We start from the raw sequence: 18,848 nt of genomic DNA, 5'->3' as shown, positions 1-18,848 counted from the left end.
CTCACGGCGTTGAATCACCGCATCAGTACAGGGAGGTTGCGAGCCATGGCGCTCGATCCGTCTTTTGTCGGACGCACGTACCCGCCCACCGACCCGTACGAGGTCGGCCGGGAAAAGATCCGCGAATTCGCGGAGGCGATCGGGGACACCAACCCGGCATACACCGATACCGAAGCCGCCAAAGCGCTCGGGCATCTCGATGTGATCGCCCCGCCGACATTTGTGTTTGCGATCACATTCAAGGCCGCGGGGCAGGTGATCGAGGACCCGCAACTGGGCCTGGATTACAGCCGGGTGGTGCACGGCGACCAGAAGTTCGCCTACACCCGGCCGGTGCGCAGTGGTGACCGGCTGACCGTCACCTCCACCATCGAGGCCATCAAGTCCATGGCGGGCAACGACATCATCGACATCCGCGGCGAGGTCCACGACGAGGCCGGCGAGCATGTGGTGACGGCCTTCACCAAGCTGGTGGCCCGCGCCGCCCAGGAGGCCTGAGATGACCGCCAAGATTTCCTACGACGACGTCGAGGTCGGCACCGAACTCCCGGCGTGCTCCTTCCCCGTGAGCCGCGCCGCGCTCGTCCAGTACGCGGGCGCCTCCGGCGACTTCAACCCGATCCACTGGAACGAGAAGTTCGCCAAGGAGGTCGGCCTGCCGGACGTCATCGCGCACGGCATGTTCACCATGGCCGAGGCGATCCGGGTGGTCACCGACTGGGCCGGTGACCCGGGAGCGGTCGCCGAGTACGGCGTGCGCTTCACCAAGCCCGTCATCGTCCCCAACGACGAGACCGGCGCGCTCATCGAGGTCAGCGCCAAGGTGGCCGCCAAGCTGGACGACGAGGCCCGTACGGTGCGGGTCGACCTCACCGCGACGAGCGCCGGGCAGAAGGTGCTGGGCATGTCCCGCGCCGTGGTCCGCCTGGCCTGACCCGCACAGGGCACGAGCGGGGGCGGCCGGACAGGCATTGTCGGACCGCCCCCGTACCCTTGGGCGCGTGCAGGAACGACACGTGGCAACCGTAGAAGACAACGCCCCCCTCGCCCCGCTGACCACCTTCCGCCTCGGCGGCCCGGCGAGGCGCCTCGTCACGGCCACCACCGACGACGAGGTGATCGCGGCCGTCCGCGCGGCCGACGACGCCGGCATCCCGCTGCTGATCATCGGCGGCGGCTCCAACCTCGTCATCGGCGACAAGGGCTTCGACGGCACGGCCCTGCGCATCGCCACCAGCGGCTGCACGCTGGACGGCACGGCCCTGGAGCTGGCCGCCGGCGAGAACTGGTCCGACGCGGTCGCCCACACCGTCGAGGCCGGGCTGGCCGGCGTCGAGTGCCTGGCCGGCATCCCCGGCTCGGCGGGCGCGACCCCGATCCAGAACGTCGGCGCGTACGGCCAGGAGGTCTCCGCCACGATCACCGAGGTCGTCGCCTACGACCGCCGGGCCGGCGAGACCGTCACCCTCGCCAACGAGGAGTGCGGCTTCGCCTACCGCCACAGCCGCTTCAAGCAGCACCCCGACCGGTTCGTGGTCCTGCGGGTGCGCTTCGCCTTGGAGAACGCCGGAGGCCTCTCCGCGCCCCTGAAGTACCCCGAGACGGCCCGCGCCCTCGGCGTCGAGGCCGGAGACCGGGTCCCGGTGGCCGTCGCCCGCAAGACCGTGCTGGCCCTGCGCGCGGGCAAGGGCATGGTGCTGGACGCCGACGACCACGACACCTGGTCGGCCGGGTCCTTCTTCACCAACCCGATCCTCACCGAGGCCGAGCACGCCGCCTTCCTGGAGCGCGTCCGCGACCGGCTCGGCCCCGATGTCGCGCCCCCCGCCTTCCCGGCGGGCGACGGCCTGGTGAAGACCTCCGCGGCCTGGCTCATCGACCGGGCCGGCTTCACCAAGGGCTACGGCAGCGGCCCGGCCCGTATCTCCACCAAGCACACCCTCGCGCTCACCAACCGCGGCGAGGCCACCACCGAGGACCTCCTTGCGCTGGCCCGCGAGGTCCGCGACGGCGTACGGGCGGCCTTCGGCGTCACCCTCGTCAATGAGCCGGTGACGGTGGGCGTCAGCCTCTAGAGGGCCGCGTAGGGGCCCCTGGCGGCCGCTACGCCGCCAGCCAGGCGTCGATGCCCGTCAGGAGCCGCTGCCGCTCGTCCGCGGGCGCCTGCGAGCCGCGGACCGACTGACGGGCCAGCTCGGCCAGCTCCGCGTCCGAGAAGCCGTGTGCGGTGCGGGCGATCTCGTACTGGGCGGCCAGTCGCGCGCCGAACAGCAGCGGGTCGTCCGCGCCCAGCGCCATCGGCACCCCGGCCTCGAAGAACGTCCGCAACGGTACGTCCTCCGGCTTCTCGTACACCCCCAGCGCCACATTCGACGCCGGGCAGACCTCGCAGGTCACGCCGCGCTCGGCCAGCCGCCGTAGCAGCGCGGGATCCTCCGCCGCCCGTACGCCGTGCCCGACCCGGCCCGCATGCAGATCGTCGAGGCAGTCCCGCACGCTCGACGGGCCCGACAACTCGCCGCCGTGCGGCGCCGCCAGCAGACCGCCGTCCCGGGCGATGGCGAAGGCCCGGTCGAAGTCCCGGGCGAAACCGCGGCGTTCGTCGTTGGACAGTCCGAAACCCACGACGCCCTGGTCCGCGTAGCGCACCGCGAGGCGCGCCAGCGTCCGGGCGTCCAGGGGGTGCTTCATACGGTTCGCGGCCACCAGGACGCGGATGCCCAGCCCGGTGTCCCGGGAGGCCCGCTGCACCGCGTCCAGGATGATCTCCAGCGCCGGGATCAGCCCGCCCAGCCGCGGCGCGTACGAGGTCGGGTCGACCTGGATCTCCAGCCACCCCGAACCGTCCCGGACGTCCTCCTCGGCGGCCTCGCGCACCAGCCGCTGGATGTCCTCCGGCGAGCGCAGACACGACCGGGCGATGTCGTACAGCCGCTGGAAACGGAACCAGCCCCGCTCGTCGGTGGCCCGCAGCCGGGGCGGCTCGCCGCCCTTGAGCGCGTCCGGCAGATGGACGCCGTACTTGTCGGCGAGCTCCAGCAGGGTCGTGGCCCGCATCGAACCGGTGAAGTGCAGGTGCAGGTGGGCCTTCGGCAATTGATGCAGATCACGAATGCGCTCCATCTGGAGATCCTGCCGCATGCAGCCGGTACGCCGGTAGGCCCCGCCCCGAACGAAGGGACCGCCGCAAAAGCGTGCGGGGTCCGGAACATGTTCCGGACCCCGCACTTTCAGCCGTGGGTGACTACTTCGCCTCGGCCAGCAGCTTCTGGATGCGCGAGACGCCCTCGACCAGGTCCTCGTCGCCCAGCGCGTACGAAAGACGCAGGTAGCCGGGGGTGCCGAAGGCCTCACCCGGGACGACCGCGACCTCGGCCTCCTCCAGGATCAGCTCGGCCAGCTCGACGCTGGACTGCGGGCGCTTGCCGCGGATCTCCTTGCCCAGGAGCTCCTTCACCGACGGGTACGCGTAGAACGCGCCCTCCGGCTCCGGGCAGAGCACGCCGTCGATCTCGTTGAGCATCTGCACGATCTTGCGACGGCGACGGTCGAAGGCGACCTTCATCTCCTCGACGGCCGTCAGATCGCCCGACACGGCGGCGATGGCGGCGGCCTGCGCGACGTTGGAGACGTTGGAGGTGGCGTGCGACTGGAGGTTCGTGGCGGCCTTGATGACGTCCTTGGGGCCGATCGCCCAGCCCACCCGCCAGCCCGTCATGGCGTACGTCTTGGCCACGCCGTTGACGATGATGCACTTCTCGCGCAGCTCGGGCACGACCACCGGCAGCGAGGAGAACTCCGCGTCGCCGTAGACCAGGTGCTCGTAGATCTCGTCGGTCAGCACCCACAGGCCATGCTCGGCGGCCCAGCGGCCGACCGCCTCGACCTGCTCGCGGGTGTAGACCGCGCCGGTCGGGTTCGACGGCGAGACGAACAGCAGGACCTTGGTCTTCTCCGTACGGGCGGCCTCCAGCTGCTCCACGGTCACGCGGTAGCCGGTCGTCTCGTCGGCGATCACATCGACCGGCACACCGCCCGCGAGCCGGATCGACTCGGGGTAGGTGGTCCAGTACGGCGCCGGCACGATGACCTCGTCGCCCGGGTCCAGGATGGCCGCGAACGCCTCGTAGATGGCCTGCTTGCCGCCGTTGGTGATCAGGACGTTGGCGGCCTCGATCTCGTAACCGGAGTCGCGACGGGTCTTCTCGACGATCGCGGACTTCAGCTCCGGGAGGCCGCCGGCCGGGGTGTAGCGGTGGAACTTCGGGTTGCGGCAGGCCTCGACCGCCGCCTCGACGATGTAGCCGGGCGTGGGGAAGTCGGGCTCACCGGCGCCGAAGCCGATCACCGGGCGCCCGGCGGCCTTGAGGGCCTTGGCCTTGGCGTCGACGGCGAGGGTGGCGGACTCGGAGATCGAACCGATGCGGGCGGAGACCCGGCGCTCGGTGGGGGACGATGCGGAAGGAGTGGCAGCGCTCATACAGGCATCGTCGCAGACCGCCCGGGAGCCCGGCACAGCGGTTTGCGGGCACCGCCCCGGGGGTTTCTGTTCGACGCCCGGCGCGGAAGCACGTACACTCGCTGACCGTTGGCCTTCAACGGGCCGCCGCGACTGACGCACATAGTGCAGTCAGTCGTATGCGGTAGGTTGGGGGAACCACAAAGGGTCGTAGCTCAATTGGTAGAGCACTGGTCTCCAAAACCAGCGGTTGGGGGTTCAAGTCCCTCCGGCCCTGCTACACGCACTTCTTCACCACAGTGCGTGCACGCGTACGTATGAAATGCACCGCCGTGCGGCTCAACCGGGCGCGGCACGGCCACGACCCGGATTCAGGTGAGGACGAGTGACGGACGCCCTGGGCTCCATCGACATGCCTGAGCGCGGTCGTTCCGAGGACGAGATCGCGGAATCCCAGAAGAAGCCCCGTCGCGGCGGTAAGCGCGGCAAGAAGGGGCCTTTTGCGCGTCTTGCGCTCTTCTACCGCCAGGTCGTGGCAGAGCTCCGCAAGGTCGTCTGGCCCTCGCGCAGCCAGCTGTCGACGTACACCAGCGTGGTGATCGTCTTCGTAGTCATCATCATTGGTCTCGTAACCGTGATTGACTTGGGAATCAACCGAGTCGTCGGGTACGTCTTCGGCTGATCCCGCGGAGGGTGCCTCAGTGGGCGGCCTTTCGCACGTTCAACCCCTTGAAGCAAGGAAGAAGCAGCCACGTGTCTGACCCGAACCTGAACGACGCCGCCAAGCCCGTCGCGGCTGCAGAGGCCGAGGTTGACGAGGCCGTCTCGGCCGAGGTCGAGGGCGACGACACCGCTCTGGAGATCGTCGCGAACGCCGATGGTGCCGACGAGATCGATGCCGAGGACGCTGCTGCCGGCGAGCCCGCCGAAGAAGCCGCGGTGCACGTCGAGGACGACGCCGAGGCCACCGCCGAGGTCGCCGAGGACGAGTCCGACGAGGAGCAGGAGCCGGTCGACCCGGTGGCCGCCCTCCGCGACGAGCTGCGCACCCTCCCCGGCGAGTGGTACGTCATCCACACCTACGCGGGCTACGAGAACCGCGTGAAGACCAACCTTGAGCAGCGCGCCGTCTCGCTGAACGTCGAGGACTACATCTTCCAGGCCGAGGTGCCGCAGGAAGAGGTCGCCCAGATCAAGAACGGCGAGCGCAAGACCATCCGCCAGAACAAGCTCCCGGGCTATGTGCTGGTGCGGATGGACCTGACGAACGAGTCCTGGGGCGTCGTCCGTAACACCCCGGGTGTCACCGGCTTCGTCGGCAACGCCTACGACCCGTACCCGCTGACCCTGGACGAGATCGTCAAGATGCTCGCCCCGGAGGCCGAGGAGAAGGCTGCCAAGGAGGCCGCCGCGGCCGAGGGCAAGCCGGCGCCGTCCCGCAAGCTCGAGGTCCAGGTGCTGGACTTCGAGGTGGGCGACTCCGTCACCGTCACCGACGGTCCGTTCGCGACGCTGCAGGCGACGATCAACGAGATCAACGCCGACTCGAAGAAGGTCAAGGGCCTGGTCGAGATCTTCGGCCGGGAGACCCCGGTCGAGCTCAGCTTCGACCAGATCCAGAAGAACTAGTTTCTTCCGGAACACCAGCCACCGATCAGGTCAGACGGGCGTTCACCGCCTGTCTGACCTGTCGGTTTTTGGCCGCGCGACCATACCCGTTATCGTTGTGCGGTATGCCTCCATCCGGATGACCGGATTGCGGGGCGAACCACCTCTCACTAGGACCCGGAGAGAGCATGCCTCCCAAGAAGAAGAAGGTCACGGGGCTTATCAAGCTCCAGATCCAGGCCGGTGCCGCCAACCCGGCTCCGCCGGTCGGCCCCGCGCTGGGTCAGCACGGCGTCAACATCATGGAGTTCTGCAAGGCCTACAACGCCGCGACCGAGTCGCAGCGTGGCATGGTCGTGCCGGTGGAGATCACGGTCTACGAAGACCGTTCCTTCACCTTCGTCACCAAGACTCCGCCGGCCGCGAAGCTCATCCTGAAGGCCGCGGGCGTGGAGAAGGGCTCCGGCGAGCCGCACAAGACCAAGGTCGCCAAGATCACCGAGGCGCAGGTCCGCGAGATCGCCACCACCAAGATGCCCGACCTGAACGCCAACGACCTGGACGCCGCGTCGAAGATCATCGCCGGCACCGCCCGTTCCATGGGCATCACGGTCGAGGGCTGATCCCAGCCCTTACAGGCACATCCGTGGCAGGACCAGGCGCTGGTCCGCACCACGACTCCACCCCACTGCATCAGGAGCAGAAGTGAAGCGCAGCAAGACTCTTCGCAACGCGGACGCGAAGATCGACCGGGAGCGTCAGTACGCCCCGCTCGAGGCCGTCCGCCTCGCCAAGGACACCTCGCCCGTCAAGTTCGACGCGACCGTCGAGGTCGCCATGCGTCTGGGTGTCGACCCGCGCAAGGCCGACCAGATGGTCCGTGGCACCGTGAACCTCCCGCACGGCACCGGTAAGACCGCCCGGGTCCTGGTCTTCGCGACCGGTGACCGTGCTGCGGCCGCGGAAGCCGCCGGCGCCGACATCGTCGGCTCCGACGAACTGATCGACGAGGTCTCCAAGGGCCGTCTGGACTTCGACGCCGTCGTCGCCACCCCGGACCTCATGGGCAAGGTCGGCCGCCTCGGCCGCGTGCTCGGTCCGCGTGGTCTGATGCCGAACCCGAAGACCGGCACCGTCACCCCGGATGTCGCCAAGGCTGTCACCGACATCAAGGGCGGCAAGATCGAGTTCCGCGTGGACAAGCACGCGAACCTCCACTTCATCATCGGCAAGGTGTCCTTCGACGACGCCAAGCTGGTGGAGAACTACGCCGCGGCGCTTGAGGAGATCAACCGTCTCAAGCCGTCCGCCGCGAAGGGCCGCTACATCAAGAAGGCCACCATCACCACCACGATGGGCCCCGGCATCCCGCTGGACGCCAACCGCACCCGTAACCTCCTGGTGGAGGACGAGGCTGTCTGAGCCTCGTAGCGAGTGATCCGTCGTAGCGCGTGATCCTTGTCGTCAGGCCCTGCTTTCCCTAGGGAAAGCAGGGCCTGACGCGTTCGGTGTCGGTGCCCTGCACTAAAGTCACCCCGAGGTCCATAAGGAGAACTAAGGGGGAGCCTCAAGTGCGCAGCACGCGTATGACCGCCATCGCGGCGGGGGTTGTCATCATGGTGGCCGGTCTGAGCGCCTGTAACGACAAGGGTGGCGACGGCGACAAGGCCGGCGGCAGCACCGGCGGTAGCAGCAGCACCGGCGGCAGCACCGGTGGCAGCACCGGCGGGAACGACTCGGCCGGTGGCCCGCTGGCCGCGCTGAACGCCGCGAAGACGGCGACCGAGGCCAAGAAGACCGTGCAGATCGACGGCACCACCAAGGCCGCCTCCGGCACCCAGAACACCAAGGGCGGGGTGGACTGGACCGACGGCACGCAGATGCGCGTCGAGGTGTCGTCGCCGAGCGACAAGGCCGGCGCCATGAAGGCGCTGTACACCAAGGACGCGGTGTACATGAACCTCGGTCTGCCCGGCGGCAAGCCCTGGATCAAGTACCCGTACGAGTCCCTGTCGAAGCAGCCGGGCGGCGGCTCCATGCTCAAGGAACTGATCTCGACCGCCAACCCGAGCCAGCCGATCGAGTGGATGACCGCCGCGAAGGACATCAAGGTGGTCGGCAAGGAAGACGTCCGCGGCGTCCAGGCGACCCACTACAGCGGCACGATCACGATCGACGTGCAGGGCAAGAACCTCAGCCCGGCATCCCAGGAAGCACTGAAGAAGCAGCTGGAGAAGTCCAAGACGAAGAGCGAGAAGCTCGACATCTGGATCGACTCGAACAACCTGCTGGTCAAGAAGCGCGAGCAGGTCGGTACCGAGCAGGACGGCACCATCTTCTACACCGGCTACGGCACCAAGGTCGATGTGGCCCCGCCGCCGGCGAGCCAGGTCCAGGAGCGTCCCGGCAGCTGACCGGCACGCCGGAAGTGAGCTGAGGCGGGAGCGGGGGCGTCACCGATGTCCCCGCTCCCGCCGATTTGCCTGACGGCAGGCCGTTCCCGTACCGTACCCAGGAAGCCAAAGACCGCTGGTTGTCTCTGCGCGTCCGATTCCGGGCGTGTGGTGGCCGAAGGATCCGCTAGCTGCGGACGGCCTGCGCAGGTGTGTATGGATGAACTCCCGGACGATTGCTGTTCGGTCGAGTACGCCCCGTGCGCCTGCGCCGGGGCGTTTGTTTTGCCCAGCCCCTTCTGCGCGGTCCTCATCACCCGGAAGGAGGCCGAGGCTCATGGCGACGTCCGACAAGATCGCAGCCGTTGCGGAGATCACGGAGAAGCTCCGTGGTTCCAACGCAGCTGTTGTGACCTCTTACACCGGACTTTCCGTGGCGCAGCTCAAGGAGCTGCGCCGATCGCTCGGTGACAACGCTCAGTACCGTGTGGTGAAGAACACGCTGACCAAGATCGCGGCCGAGGAGGCCGGGATTCAGCTGGACGAGCACCTCAAGGGCTCGACCGCTGTTGCCTTCGTGACCGGTGACCCGGTCACGGCGGCGAAGGGTCTTCGTGACTTCGCCAAGGAGAACCCGAATCTCGTCATCAAGGGCGGTGTCCTTGAGGGTAAGGCGCTGACCGCCGACGAGATCAAGAAGCTTGCGGACCTCGAGTCCCGCGAGGTTCTGCTCGCCAAGCTGGCGGGTGGCATGAAGGCGTCCATGGCCAAGGCCGCGGCGACCTTCCAGGCCCCGCTCACGAAGTTCGTCCGCACCGCGGAGGCGCTTCGCAGCAAGGTCGAGCAGGGCGGTGCCGGTACGCCGGCTCCCGCCGAGGCTGCCGAATAGCCACACACATGCCCCTGCCGGGGCGTGGCACTCGTAGGCCCAGCGGGCCCGTACGCCCGCCATTCATGTACATCCGGCACCAGCCGAATTAGTGGAAGGACCGCCACCATGGCGAAGCTCAGCCAGGAAGACCTGCTCGCGCAGTTCGAGGAGATGACCCTCATCGAGCTCTCCGAGTTCGTGAAGGCGTTCGAGGACAAGTTCGACGTCGAGGCTGCCGCCCCGGCCGCCGTCGCCGTTGCCGGCCCGGGTGCCCCGGCCGCCGAGGCTGCTGAGGAGCAGGACGAGTTCGACGTCATCCTCACCGGCGCCGGCGACAAGAAGATCCAGGTCATCAAGGTCGTGCGTGAGCTGACCTCCCTGGGTCTGAAGGAGGCCAAGGACCTCGTCGACGGCACCCCGAAGCCGGTCCTCGAGAAGGTCGCCAAGGACGCCGCGGAGAAGGCCGCCGAGGCCCTCAAGGGCGCCGGTGCCTCCGTCGAGGTCAAGTGACCCCAGTGAGTCTCTGACTCACGTCCTGAGCACCTGAGGTGTAACGGACACCATGCCAAGGGCGATCACCCATGCGGGTGGTCGCCCTTCGGCGTGCTCGCCACGGCTGCATTGCCTCGCGCCGGAGTGCGAGTATGGTGATCTTCGTTGTCCGGACCTGCCCGCATGTGACGATCTCCCTGGGGTGCGGGGCCTTGACGAACCGCACGCGGCGCGCAATTCTCGGGACGCGACGCAGAAGCGATCCAGGGTTCGAGGCATGGATCGCCGAGGAAGAGGGAAGCATCGGTGTGCGCCACTGGCGCAAGGGCTTTCGGCAGGCGCAGGGCATTGGGCGAAGTGAAGAACAACGAGGGGCCCCTCCGGCGAGGAGGACGCGCCCTCCCGGAGGGAGAAGATCGGTATCACAGCGATGAACCGGTCTCCGGAAACTCGCTCTGGACATCAGTGTGCCAAGTGGCTACACTGACCCTTTGCGCTGCCTGTTAGCTGCTCCCTGCCCGTCACCAGGGGCATACCCGAGCCCGAGCATTGCTGAATGATACGCCCTGACCTGGGCTTTCTCTCACTCTGTTCGTTCGGGACCGGTACGCGCGTAGTGAGTCCGAGCCCTCGGAAGGACCCCCTCTTGGCCGCCTCGCGCAACGCCTCGACTGCCAATACGAACAACGGCGACAGCACTGCCCCGCTGCGCATCTCTTTTGCGAAGATCAAGGAGCCCCTCGGGGTTCCGAACCTCCTTGCGCTGCAGACCGAAAGCTTCGACTGGCTGCTCGGCAATGCCGCATGGAAGGGTCGCGTCGAGGCTGCGCTGGAGAGTGGGCAGGAAGTTCCCACCAAGTCCGGTCTCGAAGAGATCTTTGAAGAGATCTCGCCGATCGAAGACTTCTCCGGGTCGATGTCGCTGACGTTCCGCGACCACCGCTTCGAGCCCCCGAAGAACTCCATCGACGAGTGCAAGGAGCGCGACTTCACGTACGCGGCTCCGCTGTTCGTCACCGCCGAGTTCACCAACAACGAGACCGGCGAGATCAAGTCTCAGACGGTCTTCATGGGCGACTTCCCGCTCATGACGAACAAGGGCACCTTCTGCATCAACGGCACCGAGCGTGTCGTCGTCTCGCAGCTGGTCCGCTCGCCGGGTGTCTACTTCGACAGCTCCATCGACAAGACGTCCGACAAGGACATCTTCTCCGCCAAGATCATCCCGTCCCGGGGTGCCTGGCTGGAGATGGAGATCGACAAGCGCGACATGGTCGGTGTGCGCATCGACCGCAAGCGCAAGCAGTCCGTGACCGTCCTGCTCAAGGCGCTCGGGTGGACCACCGAGCAGATCCTCGAGGAGTTCGGCGAGTACGAGTCCATGCGCGCCACCCTGGAGAAGGACCACACCCAGGGCCAGGACGACGCGCTGCTCGACATCTACCGCAAGCTGCGTCCGGGCGAGCCGCCGACCCGCGAGGCCGCGCAGACGCTGCTCGAGAACCTCTACTTCAACCCCAAGCGCTACGACCTCGCCAAGGTCGGCCGCTACAAGGTCAACAAGAAGCTCGGCGGCGACGAGCCGCTCGACGCCGGGGTGCTGACCACCGACGACGTCATCGCCACCATCAAGTACCTGGTCAAGCTGCACGCGGGCGAGACCGAGACGATGGGCGAGTCCGGCCGTTCGATCGTCGTCGAGACCGACGACATCGACCACTTCGGCAACCGTCGTCTGCGTAACGTCGGCGAGCTCATCCAGAACCAGGTCCGTACGGGTCTGGCGCGTATGGAGCGCGTCGTGCGTGAGCGCATGACCACCCAGGACGTCGAGGCGATCACGCCGCAGACCCTGATCAACATCCGGCCGGTCGTCGCCTCCATCAAGGAGTTCTTCGGCACCAGCCAGCTGTCGCAGTTCATGGACCAGACCAACCCGCTGTCGGGTCTGACCCACAAGCGTCGTCTGTCGGCGCTGGGTCCGGGTGGTCTCTCCCGTGAGCGGGCCGGCCTGGACGTCCGTGACGTGCACCCCTCGCACTACGGCCGCATGTGCCCGATCGAGACCCCTGAAGGTCCCAACATCGGTCTGATCGGCTCGCTGGCCTCCTACGGCCGGGTCAACGTCTTCGGCTTCATCGAGACCCCGTACCGCAAGGTCGTCGACGGCCAGGTCACCGAGGAGGTGGACTACCTCACCGCCGATGAGGAGGACCGCTTCCTGATCGCGCAGGCCAACGCCAAGCTGACCGACGACATGCGCTTCGCCGAGGCGCGTGTGCTGGTCCGCCGCCGTGGCGGCGAGGTCGACCTCGTCCCCGCCGACGAGGTGGACTTCATGGACGTCTCGCCGCGCCAGATGGTGTCGGCCGCGACCGCCATGATCCCGTTCCTCGAGCACGACGACGCCAACCGCGCGCTCATGGGATCGAACATGATGCGCCAGGCCGTTCCGCTGATCAAGGCGGAGTCGCCGCTGGTCGGCACCGGCATGGAGTACCGCTGCGCGGTCGACGCCGGTGACGTCATCAAGGCGGAGAAGGACGGTGTGGTCCAGGAGGTCTCCGCGGACTACATCACCGTCGCCAACGACGACGGCACGTACACCACGTACCGCGTCGCCAAGTTCACCCGCTCCAACCAGGGCACCTCCTTCAACCAGAAGGTCGTCGTGGACGAGGGCGCGCGGGTCATCGAGGGCCAGGTCCTCGCCGACGGTCCGTCCACGGACGAAGGCGAGATGGCGCTCGGCAAGAACCTGCTCGTCGCGTTCATGCCGTGGGAGGGCCACAACTACGAGGACGCGATCATCCTGTCGCAGCGCCTCGTGCAGGACGACGTCCTCTCCTCGATCCACATCGAGGAGCATGAGGTCGACGCCCGTGACACCAAGCTGGGCCCCGAGGAGATCACCCGGGACATCCCGAACGTCTCCGAGGAGGTCCTCTCCGACCTCGACGAGCGCGGCATCATCCGGATCGGTGCCGAGGTCGTCGCCGGCGACATCCTCGTCGGCAAGGTCACGCCCAAGGGTGAGACCGAGCTGACCCCCGAGGAGCGCCTGCTCCGCGCGATCTTCGGTGAGAAGGCGCGCGAGGTGCGCGACACCTCGCTGAAGGTGCCGCACGGTGAGATCGGCAAGGTCATCGGCGTCCGCGTCTTCGACCGCGAAGAGGGCGACGAGCTGCCCCCGGGCGTGAACCAGCTGGTCCGCGTCTACGTTGCCCAGAAGCGCAAGATCACCGACGGTGACAAGCTCGCCGGCCGGCACGGCAACAAGGGTGTCATCTCCAAGATCCTGCCGGTCGAGGACATGCCGTTCCTTGAGGACGGCACCCCGGTCGACATCATCCTCAACCCCCTGGGTGTCCCGTCCCGAATGAACCCGGGACAGGTCCTGGAGATCCACCTCGGCTGGCTCGCCAGCCAGGGCTGGAAGGTCGAGGGTGTGGACGAGGAGTGGAAGAAGCGCCTCCACGCCATCGCCGCCGACGAGGTCGCCCCCGGCTCCAACGTCGCCACCCCGGTGTTCGACGGCGCCCGCGAGGACGAGATCTCCGGTCTCTTCGAGTCGACGATCCCGAACCGCGACGGCGAGCGCATGGTCAAGGGCTCCGGCAAGGCGCGGCTGTTCGACGGCCGCTCCGGTGAGCCGTTCCCGGACCCGATCTCGGTCGGGTACATGTACATCCTCAAGCTGCACCACCTGGTCGACGACAAGCTGCACGCGCGTTCGACCGGTCCGTACTCGATGATCACCCAGCAGCCGCTGGGTGGTAAGGCTCAGTTCGGTGGCCAGCGGTTCGGTGAGATGGAGGTGTGGGCGCTGGAGGCTTACGGCGCCGCGTACGCCCTCCAGGAGCTGCTGACCATCAAGTCCGACGACGTGACCGGCCGCGTGAAGGTCTACGAGGCCATCGTCAAGGGCGAGAACATCCCCGAGCCCGGCATTCCCGAGTCCTTCAAGGTGCTCATCAAGGAAATGCAGTCCCTGTGCCTCAACGTGGAGGTGCTGTCCTCGGACGGCATGTCCATCGAGATGCGCGACACCGACGAGGACGTCTTCCGCGCTGCGGAGGAGCTCGGCATCGACCTGTCCCGGCGCGAGCCGAGCAGCGTCGAAGAGGTCTGACGGGAGTTCGGCCGGGGAGCCAGTGATGGTTTCCCGGCCGGCCCCAGGACCCCCGTTTCAGACCCCAAGACTTACAACCCTGAGAGGGATTGACGCATAGTGCTCGACGTCAACTTCTTCGATGAGCTCCGGATCGGTCTGGCCACCGCTGACGACATCCGTCAGTGGAGCCACGGCGAGGTCAAGAAGCCCGAGACCATCAACTACCGCACCCTCAAGCCCGAAAAGGACGGACTCTTCTGCGAGAAGATCTTCGGTCCGACCCGGGACTGGGAGTGCTACTGCGGTAAGTACAAGCGCGTCCGCTTCAAGGGCATCATCTGCGAGCGCTGCGGCGTCGAGGTCACTCGCGCCAAGGTGCGTCGTGAGCGGATGGGCCACATCGAGCTGGCCGCTCCCGTTACCCACATCTGGTACTTCAAGGGTGTGCCGAGCCGGCTGGGCTACCTGCTGGACCTCGCACCCAAGGACCTCGAGAAGGTCATCTACTTCGCCGCGTACATGATCACGTACGTGGACGAGGAGCGCCGCACGCGCGACCTGCCCTCGCTGGAGGCGCACGTCTCCGTCGAGCGCCAGCAGATCGAGCAGCGCCGTGACTCCGACCTGGAGACCCGCGCCAAGAAGCTCGAGACCGACCTGGCCGAGCTGGAGGCCGAGGGCGCCAAGGCGGACGTCCGCCGCAAGGTGCGCGAGGGTGCCGAGCGCGAGATGAAGCAGCTGCGCGACCGTGCGCAGCGCGAGATCGACCGTCTCGACGAGGTCTGGAACCGCTTCAAGAACCTCAAGGTCCAGGACCTGGAGGGCGACGAGCTCCTCTACCGCGAGCTGCGTGACCGCTTCGGCACGTACTTCGACGGCTCCATGGGTGCCGCTGCCCTGCAGAAGCGCCTGGAGACCTTCGACCTCGACGAGGAGGCCGAGCGCCTCCGCGAGATCATCCGGACCGGCAAGGGCCAGAAGAAGACCCGTGCGCTCAAGCGCCTCAAGGTCGTCTCCGCCTTCCTGCAGACCCGCAACAGCCCCAAGGGCATGGTGCTGGACTGCATCCCGGTGATCCCGCCGGACCTGCGTCCGATGGTGCAGCTGGACGGTGGCCGCTTCGCGACCTCCGACCTGAACGACCTGTACCGCCGTGTGATCAACCGCAACAACCGCCTGAAGCGGCTTCTCGACCTCGGCGCGCCCGAGATCATCGTGAACAACGAGAAGCGCATGCTCCAGGAGGCCGTGGACGCCCTCTTCGACAACGGTCGTCGTGGTCGCCCGGTCACCGGCCCCGGTAACCGTCCCCTGAAGTCCCTCAGCGACATGCTGAAGGGTAAGCAGGGTCGCTTCCGTCAGAACCTGCTCGGTAAGCGAGTCGACTACTCGGCGCGTTCCGTCATCGTCGTCGGCCCGCAGCTGAAGCTGCACCAGTGTGGTCTGCCCAAGGCCATGGCGCTGGAGCTCTTCAAGCCGTTCGTGATGAAGCGCCTGGTGGACCTGAACCACGCGCAGAACATCAAGTCGGCCAAGCGCATGGTCGAGCGCGGCCGCACCGTCGTGTACGACGTCCTCGAAGAGGTCATCGCCGAGCACCCGGTGCTGCTGAACCGTGCGCCCACCCTGCACCGCCTCGGCATCCAGGCCTTCGAGCCGCAGCTGGTCGAGGGCAAGGCCATTCAGATTCACCCGCTCGTCTGCACCGCGTTCAACGCGGACTTCGACGGTGACCAGATGGCCGTCCACCTCCCGCTGTCCGCGGAGGCGCAGGCCGAGGCCCGCATCCTGATGCTGTCCTCGAACAACATCCTCAAGCCGGCCGACGGCCGTCCGGTCACCATGCCGACCCAGGACATGGTGCTCGGCCTCTTCTTCCTCACCACGGATGAAGAGGAGCGCAAGGTCATCGGCGAGGGCCGGGCGTTCGGCTCGACCGCCGAGGCGATCATGGCGTTCGACGCCAAGGAGCTCTCGCTCCAGGCGAAGGTCGACATCCGCTTCCCGATCGGCACGGTCCCGCCCCGCGGCTGGACCCCGCCGGCTCCGGAGGAGGGCGAGCCCGAGTGGCAGCAGGGTGACAGCTTCCGGCTGCGTACGACCCTGGGCCGCGCGCTCTTCAACGAGCTGCTGCCCGAGGACTACCCGTTCGTCGACTACTCGGTGGGCAAGAAGCAGCTCTCCGCGATCGTCAACGACCTGGCCGAGCGCTACCCCAAGGTCATCGTGGCGGCGACGCTCGACAACCTGAAGGCGGCCGGTTTCCACTGGGCGACCCGTTCCGGCGTCACCGTCGCCGTCTCGGACATCGTCGTGCCGGAGGCCAAGAAGGGCATCGTCGCGGGCTACGAGGCCCAGGACGAGAAGGTCCAGAAGCAGTACGAGCGCGGTCTGATCACCAAGGACGAGCGCACTCAGGAACTGATCAACATCTGGACCAAGGCGACCAACGAGGTCGCCGAGGCGATGAACGAGAACTTCCCCAAGACGAACCCCATCTTCATGATGGTTGACTCGGGTGCCCGAGGAAACATGATGCAGATGCGGCAGATCGCCGGTATGCGTGGTCTGGTGTCGAACGCGAAGAACGAGACCATCCCGCGTCCGATCAAGGCGTCCTTCCGCGAGGGTCTGTCCGTGCTGGAGTACTTCATCTCCACGCACGGTGCCCGTAAGGGTCTGGCGGACACCGCCCTTCGTACCGCCGACTCCGGTTACCTCACCCGTCGTCTGGTGGACGTCTCCCAGGACGTCATCATCCGCGAGGAGGACTGCGGCACCGAGCGCGGCCTCAAGCTGCGGATCGCCTCGAAGGACGCTTCCGGTGTCCTGCGCAAGGCGGACGACGTCGAGTCCAGCGTGTACGCGCGGATGCTCGCTGAGGACGTCGTGGTGGACGGCAAGGTCGTCGCCCCGGCCAACGTCGACCTCGGTGACGTGCTCATCGACGCGCTGGTCGCCAACGGCGTCGAGGAGGTCAAGACCCGTTCGGTCCTGACCTGTGAGTCGGCGGTCGGCACCTGTGCCTTCTGCTACGGCCGCTCGCTGGCCACCGGCAAGCTGGTCGACATCGGTGAGGCGGTCGGCATCATCGCCGCCCAGTCCATCGGTGAGCCCGGCACCCAGCTGACGATGCGTACCTTCCACACCGGTGGTGTGGCCGGTGACGACATCACCCTGGGTCTGCCGCGTGTCGTCGAGCTCTTCGAGGCCCGTACGCCCAAGGGTGTCGCCCCGATCTCGGAGGCGGCCGGCCGCGTCCGGATCGAGGAGACCGAGAAGACCAAGAAGGTCGTCGTCACCCCGGACGACGGCAGCGACGAGACCGCCTACGGCGTCTCGAAGCGTGCCCGTCTCCTGGTCGGCGAGGGCGACCACGTCACGGTCGGCCAGCCGCTGACCGTGGGTGCCGTCAACCCGCACGACGTGCTGCGGATCCTCGGCCAGCGTGCCGTCCAGGTCCACCTGGTCGGCGAGGTTCAGAAGGTCTACAACAGCCAGGGCGTGGCGATCCACGACAAGCACATCGAGATCATCATCCGGCAGATGCTGCGCCGTGTGACGATCATCGAGTCCGGCGACGCGGAGCTGCTGCCGGGCGAGCTCGTGGAGCGCACGAAGTTCGAGGGTGAGAACCGTCGGGTCGTGGCGGAGGGTGGCCACCCGGCCTCCGGCCGTCCGCAGCTGATGGGTATCACCAAGGCTTCGCTGGCCACCGAGTCCTGGCTGTCGGCGGCGTCCTTCCAGGAGACGACCCGGGTTCTGACCGACGCGGCGATCAACGCCAAGTCGGACTCCCTGATCGGCCTCAAGGAGAACGTCATCATCGGTAAGCTCATCCCGGCCGGTACGGGCCTGTCCCGCTACCGCAACATCCGGGTCGAGCCCACCGAGGAGGCCAAGGCCGCGATGTACTCGGCCGTCGGTTACGACGACATCGACTACTCGCCCTTCGGCACCGGCTCCGGCCAGGCGGTCCCGCTGGAGGACTACGACTACGGTCCGTACAACCAGTAAGTCCGGGCAACCGGCGAGCCGGGTTGCTGCGACAGCCACAGGGCGGTCACCCCAATGGGGTGGCCGCCCTGCGGCGTTCGGGCGGGACATGCAACGGCGGCGTTCGGCCGTGACGTTCGGCCGGGTGAGGGAACTTGTTCTCCCATTGCTGCGTCTGTGATGAGAGGATGGGGAGAACTGTCGAGCGGGGGGAGGTTCGCGAGTGGCATTCCAACCGTGGCAGGGTGGGCAGCCGGTCCAGCCGGCGCATCAGATGCCGGCGATGCGTGCCTCGCATGCGGATCGTGAGCGTGCGGTCGATGTACTGAAGGCCGGTTTCGCCGAGGGGCGGCTTCAGCAGACCGAGTACGAACAGCGGATTTCCCGCGCCTATCAGGCGCAGACCCACCACGAGCTGCAGATGCTGGTCGCGGACCTGCCGCAGGGTCCGGTGCCGCAGGCACACTTCGCGCCGCGGCCCGTGCCGGCGACGTTCATGCCGATGCCCATGCCGATGCCGGTCCCGGTGCACACCAACGGCGCGGCGACGGGGGCGTTGGTCTGCGGGATCCTGACGCCGATGACCTGGGGCGCGACGGCGATTCCGGCGGTCATTCTCGGCCATAAGGCGCGGGCGGAGATTCGCCGGACGGGCGAGCGGGGCGACGGTCAGGCCATTGCGGGCCTTGTGCTGGGCTGGCTGGGGATCGGCGGCTGGACGCTGTTCCTGCTGCTGATGGTGCTGCTGGGCATCGCCGGGCACTGAGTGCCGTACGGCGGAGCGGCCGGCGGGGGCGTCCGCGGAGGGCGTGACGCCTTCTTCCCCCTCGCCATCGATGCCACTACGGTGGCCGCAACGCCGTGAGGAGTCCGGCGTGTCCTTCGCGTGTGCATTTGTTTTGACCGTAGCCCATG

At 67.4% G+C, this 18,848-nt stretch carries 15 protein-coding genes and 1 tRNA gene; 14 read left to right on the top strand and 2 right to left on the bottom strand.

Annotated features, from left to right (window positions below; translation table 11 throughout):
* The first annotated feature begins 45 nt into the window (after positions 1-45).
* From AC5677_RS17230 to AC5677_RS17220, 3 genes are all read left to right on the top strand, one after another.
* Positions 46-498 (top strand): FAS1-like dehydratase domain-containing protein, encoded by a 453-nt coding sequence (locus AC5677_RS17230; RefSeq protein ID WP_497195906.1) that lies wholly within the window; start codon positions 46-48, stop codon positions 496-498.
* A gap of 1 nt (position 499) precedes the next feature.
* Entirely contained in the window at positions 500-934 is a 435-nt protein-coding gene (locus AC5677_RS17225) for a MaoC family dehydratase (RefSeq protein WP_497195905.1), read from the top strand.
* Positions 935-1,001: 67 nt separating this feature from the next.
* Complete coding sequence (locus AC5677_RS17220) at positions 1,002-2,075, top strand: UDP-N-acetylmuramate dehydrogenase (RefSeq protein WP_497195904.1); 1,074 nt, start codon at positions 1,002-1,004, stop codon at positions 2,073-2,075.
* A 28-nt stretch (positions 2,076-2,103) separates the two neighbouring features.
* On the opposite strand, the gene AC5677_RS17215 is transcribed toward AC5677_RS17220, so the two are convergent.
* Together AC5677_RS17215 and AC5677_RS17210 are read right to left on the bottom strand one after the other, a co-directional pair.
* Complete coding sequence (locus AC5677_RS17215; RefSeq protein WP_497195903.1) at positions 2,104-3,123, bottom strand: adenosine deaminase; 1,020 nt, start codon at positions 3,121-3,123, stop codon at positions 2,104-2,106.
* A 121-nt stretch (positions 3,124-3,244) separates the two neighbouring features.
* Positions 3,245-4,480 (bottom strand): pyridoxal phosphate-dependent aminotransferase, encoded by a 1,236-nt coding sequence (locus tag AC5677_RS17210; protein ID WP_497195902.1) that lies wholly within the window; start codon positions 4,478-4,480, stop codon positions 3,245-3,247.
* A gap of 183 nt (positions 4,481-4,663) precedes the next feature.
* Here AC5677_RS17210 and AC5677_RS17205 point away from each other — a divergent pair.
* The 11 genes from AC5677_RS17205 (at position 4,664) to AC5677_RS17155 (ending at position 18,699) form a co-directional block, all read left to right on the top strand.
* Positions 4,664-4,736: transfer RNA gene (locus AC5677_RS17205), tRNA-Trp, on the top strand.
* Positions 4,737-4,844: 108 nt separating this feature from the next.
* On the top strand, positions 4,845-5,141 hold the full coding sequence (secE, locus tag AC5677_RS17200) for a preprotein translocase subunit SecE (protein WP_497195901.1): 297 nt from the start codon (positions 4,845-4,847) through the stop codon (positions 5,139-5,141).
* Between the two features lie 71 nt (positions 5,142-5,212).
* Complete coding sequence (gene nusG / locus AC5677_RS17195) at positions 5,213-6,088, top strand: transcription termination/antitermination protein NusG (RefSeq protein ID WP_497195900.1); 876 nt, start codon at positions 5,213-5,215, stop codon at positions 6,086-6,088.
* Positions 6,089-6,255: 167 nt separating this feature from the next.
* A complete protein-coding gene (gene rplK, locus AC5677_RS17190) occupies positions 6,256-6,690 on the top strand; it encodes a 50S ribosomal protein L11 (protein ID WP_016571043.1) in 435 nt (144 codons plus the stop codon).
* Between the two features lie 82 nt (positions 6,691-6,772).
* Positions 6,773-7,489 carry a 50S ribosomal protein L1 gene (gene rplA / locus AC5677_RS17185; RefSeq protein WP_400066988.1) on the top strand — a complete coding sequence of 239 codons (717 nt, stop codon included), beginning with the start codon at positions 6,773-6,775 and terminating at the stop codon, positions 7,487-7,489.
* 149 nt (positions 7,490-7,638) lie between these two features.
* Positions 7,639-8,481, top strand: coding sequence for an SCO4651 family lipoprotein (locus AC5677_RS17180; protein ID WP_497195899.1), 843 nt, complete (start codon positions 7,639-7,641; stop codon positions 8,479-8,481).
* 316 nt (positions 8,482-8,797) lie between these two features.
* The gene (gene rplJ, locus AC5677_RS17175; RefSeq protein ID WP_400066984.1) at positions 8,798-9,349 is read left to right on the top strand and encodes a 50S ribosomal protein L10; all 552 of its coding nucleotides are present in this window, start codon (positions 8,798-8,800) and stop codon (positions 9,347-9,349) included.
* Between the two features lie 108 nt (positions 9,350-9,457).
* Positions 9,458-9,841, top strand: coding sequence for a 50S ribosomal protein L7/L12 (gene rplL, locus AC5677_RS17170; RefSeq protein ID WP_497195898.1), 384 nt, complete (start codon positions 9,458-9,460; stop codon positions 9,839-9,841).
* Positions 9,842-10,469: 628 nt separating this feature from the next.
* Positions 10,470-13,955, top strand: a complete 3,486-nt coding sequence (rpoB, locus tag AC5677_RS17165) for a DNA-directed RNA polymerase subunit beta (RefSeq protein WP_497195897.1) — start codon at positions 10,470-10,472, stop codon at positions 13,953-13,955.
* A 99-nt stretch (positions 13,956-14,054) separates the two neighbouring features.
* Positions 14,055-17,954: a DNA-directed RNA polymerase subunit beta' gene (locus AC5677_RS17160; RefSeq protein ID WP_497195896.1), complete on the top strand. Its 3,900-nt coding sequence runs from the start codon at positions 14,055-14,057 to the stop codon at positions 17,952-17,954.
* Between the two features lie 262 nt (positions 17,955-18,216).
* Positions 18,217-18,699, top strand: a complete 483-nt coding sequence (locus tag AC5677_RS17155; protein WP_497196656.1) for a DUF1707 and DUF4190 domain-containing protein — start codon at positions 18,217-18,219, stop codon at positions 18,697-18,699.
* Positions 18,700-18,848: the final 149 nt, after the last annotated feature.

This window comes from Streptomyces sp. JLSY215, from assembly GCF_059682825.1.
Note: the sequence above shows the minus strand (reverse complement) of the source record. Positions and strands in the feature narration are given on the sequence as shown.